Origin of the sequence: Stenotrophomonas sp. HMWF023, from assembly GCF_003060985.1 — a bacterium.
Lineage (GTDB): Bacteria > Pseudomonadota > Gammaproteobacteria > Xanthomonadales > Xanthomonadaceae > Stenotrophomonas > Stenotrophomonas lactitubi.
The window spans coordinates 4,165-7,355 of record NZ_QAIJ01000213.1 but is presented as its reverse complement, the minus strand read 5'-3'; the positions used below and the strand labels follow the sequence as shown (position 1 = coordinate 7,355).

Sequence of the window (3,191 nt, the reverse complement as noted above, 5' to 3'; positions counted from 1 at the left end):
GGTACGGGGTGTAGACCAGGCCTGGCAGGATGCCGTGCTGAGCAAGCAGCGCATTGGCGCGGTCGAGCACATCGCCCAGCCGTTCCAGTACCTGCCGCTCGAAACTGCGGTACAGCGCCATCTGGACGTCGGCGCTGAGGGCATCCTGTTCGGCCAGCTTGCGCACCATCGCGCACAGGGCCTGCGGTGCCAGCGGCAGGGTATCGGCTTCGAAAGCCGGTGTGCCGGCAACAACACCCAGACGCTGGCCGAGCAGGTTCAAGGCGTTGGCCGAACGCAGCGTTTCCCGGCGCACCATTTCGGTCAGCAGCAGGTCGCGGTCGACCTCATGCTCGGCCACCAGGGTCAACCCCAGCATGCCGGGCAACGGCGGTGGTGTGGCGGTAGGCAGGACCGGGGTGATCGGTTCACGCAACCGCGCAAGCGCATCGGCCAGCGCATCGAGCATACGGTCGCTGAAGTGGCCGGCGAACGCATGCAGCTGGCTGCGCTGACCCAGCAGGTCAGCCTGCTGTTGCGGGTTGCGGGCATGGTCGGCGTCATGCAGCAGGGTCTGCTCCAGCGCTTCCACGGTGAGGATCAGCGGTGCCGTCAGGGCCTGGTGGCACAGGCCGATCAGCGCGCCCAGCAGCTCGCGTACGCGCGGCGGCAGGTCGGCTGCGGCCAGGCGGGCAGTATCGGCACTGGAAAGAGAGAAGACAGCAGACATCGGCGAGGGGGTCCGGATTCCCGCGGATCGAACTTGGAATCTACCGTGTCGGCCGGTGAAGGCGCTACTTTAGCGATGGATTCATTCAGGGCAGCCTTCCATGGTTGCGCCGCAGGCGGATCATTCTTCCAGGAACAGGCTGACCACATCGTTGGTGAAGCGCCGGCCGAGCTCGGTCGGTTGCACGTACCCGTCCGCCACCACCAGCCAACCGCGCTGCACCGCTTCGGCCAATGGAACGTCCAGCACGCTGCGGGCCAGGCCGGTTCGCGATTCGAAGTCGCGCAGGCTGAAACCTTCGTGCAGGCGCAGCAGGTTGAGCATGTACTCGAACGGCAGGCGATCAGCGGCGATCACCTCGTCGCCGCCGAACGATGCGGCCGTGCCTGCGGTATCCATGAACGTCTGCGGGTGCTTGTGCTTCCAGCGCCGCAGCACGTGCTCCTCGGCGCCGGAACTGATCTTGCCGTGTGCGCCGGCGCCAATGCCGAGGTAGTCACCGAAACGCCAGTAGTTCAGGTTGTGCGCGCTCTGCCGGCCGGGGCGGGCGTAGGCACTCACCTCGTACTGGCCGAAACCGGCCTGCGCCAGCAGCGCCTGGCAGTGCTCCTGCATGTCCCACGCATTGTCTTCATCGGGGATGCCCTGCGGCGGCCGCGCGAAGAACACGGTGTTCGGTTCCAGGGTCAGCTGGTAGTGCGAGATGTGCGTCGGCTGCAACGCGAAGGCGCGCTCCAGGTCGGCCTCGGCACCGGCCAGGGTCTGCTCCGGCAGGGCGTACATCAGGTCGATGTTGAAGTTGTCGTAGCCCGCGTCCTGCGCCATCTTCACCGCGCGCTCGGCCTCGCCACTGTCGTGGATGCGGCCCAGGCGCTTGAGCATCGCATCATCGAAACTCTGGATGCCGAAGCTGAGGCGGTTGACCCCGGCCGCACGGTAGCGGTCGAAGCGACCGTGCTCGGCGGTGCCCGGGTTGGTTTCCAGGGTGATCTCGGCATTGGGCGCGAAGCGCAGGCGGGCGCTGGCCTGCTGCAGGAAGCGGTCGATGGCTTCCGGCGGGAACAGGCTGGGCGTGCCGCCACCGAAGAACACGCTGCTGACCACCCGGCCCCAGACCAGCGGCAGGTCCTGGTCGAGGTCGCGCACCAGCGCATCGATGTAGGCATCGAAGGGCAGTTCGCCCTTTGCCTGGTGCGAGTTGAAATCGCAGTACGGGCACTTGCGCACGCACCACGGCAGATGCACGTACAGCGCCAGCGGCGGCGGCACCAGGCGTGGCGGGGTGTCGTGGTCGCAGGACTCGCCGGGCAGGTGGTTGCAGTGGTCGTGGTTGTGGGCGTGCGGCATGGCTGGCGTGATGCAGACGTGGGGGGAGCGGCAGATCAGTCCGCCGCCCGCAGGAGGGGGTCGACCAGGGAGTGCGGTTGCGCGCGAAGCACGGCAGCGGCCATCTGGCGGAAGAAGGGCGAGGGCCCTTTGTAGTTGCCTATAGCGTTGTCAATCAAACGGTGGCGCGCAGGACTGCAGCCATTGCGCATGCACAGATGGAGACCGGAGACCATGGCCTTGCGCTTGTCGGCAAAACTGTCAAGCCGTACTTCCAGCACGTCCACCAGTGCCACATGGCGCCACCGATGCAGGCTGCCGATGTTGTGATAGCGCAGGTGGCCGGCAGCGCCGTCCAGTTCGACGCGCTGCCACATGATGGGCGCGCCGATGAGCGTGATGACGGTCATGCCGACCAGCGCAACCACCGGCACCGCCCACCAGGATTCCTTCCCTGCCCACGCCAACATGCCGCCAAAGATCGCACCACTGATCAGCCCCAGTACGGCAAGCAATTGCACCAGTTCCATTCCGGTGCGGTAGCGCTTCACGGTCATCCTTGAGTCTCCTGTTGGACGCTGGTTCAGGCCGCGAGCTGCTGCTTGAGCTGCTGTTTGAGCTGCTGCAGGGCGATGGCGCGATGGCTGATGGCATTCTTCAACGCCGGCTCCATTTCCGCAGCGGTCAGGCCGTGGGCGGTATCCAGGAACACCGGGTTGTAGCCGAATCCATTCGTACCGCGCAGTTCGCGGATGATCTGTCCTTCCCAGCGGCCTTCGCAGATCAGCGGCTGCGGGTCGGTGGCATGGCGCAGCAGCACGATCACTGCGTAGAAGCGGGCGCTGCGCTGGCCATCGGCGATGTCGGCCATCGCTTCCAGCAGCTTGGCATTGTTGGCTGCCGCATTGGTCGGGTGACCGGCATAGCGCGCGCTGTACAGGCCCGGTGCACCGCCGAGGGCATCGACAATCAGACCCGAATCATCGGCCAGCGCCGGCAGGCCGGTCGCTTCGCAGGCCGCGCGCGCCTTCAGCAGCGCGTTCTCGACGAAGGTCAGGCCGGTCTCTTCCACATCGCCCAGCCCCAGTTCGGCGGCCGAAGTGATCTGCAGCGGCAGGTCGGCGAGGATTTCCTGCATTTCCACCAGCTTGCCAGC

4 protein-coding genes are annotated in these 3,191 nt (G+C 66.3%); all 4 read right to left on the bottom strand.

What is annotated here, in order from left to right; translation table 11 throughout:
- Nucleotides 1-709: DUF1631 domain-containing protein (locus tag DBR20_RS23015; protein ID WP_258223306.1), on the bottom strand; the 709-nt coding region annotated here is incomplete at its 3' end.
- Between the two features lie 120 nt (nucleotides 710-829).
- On the bottom strand, nucleotides 830-2,056 hold the full coding sequence (gene hemW, locus DBR20_RS11510; RefSeq protein WP_229979451.1) for a radical SAM family heme chaperone HemW: 1,227 nt from the start codon (nucleotides 2,054-2,056) through the stop codon (nucleotides 830-832).
- 35 nt (nucleotides 2,057-2,091) lie between these two features.
- Nucleotides 2,092-2,592: a hypothetical protein gene (locus DBR20_RS11505; RefSeq protein WP_108266259.1), complete on the bottom strand. Its 501-nt coding sequence runs from the start codon at nucleotides 2,590-2,592 to the stop codon at nucleotides 2,092-2,094.
- A 26-nt stretch (nucleotides 2,593-2,618) separates the two neighbouring features.
- Nucleotides 2,619-3,191: RdgB/HAM1 family non-canonical purine NTP pyrophosphatase (rdgB, locus tag DBR20_RS11500; protein ID WP_108266261.1), on the bottom strand; the 573-nt coding region annotated here is incomplete at its 5' end.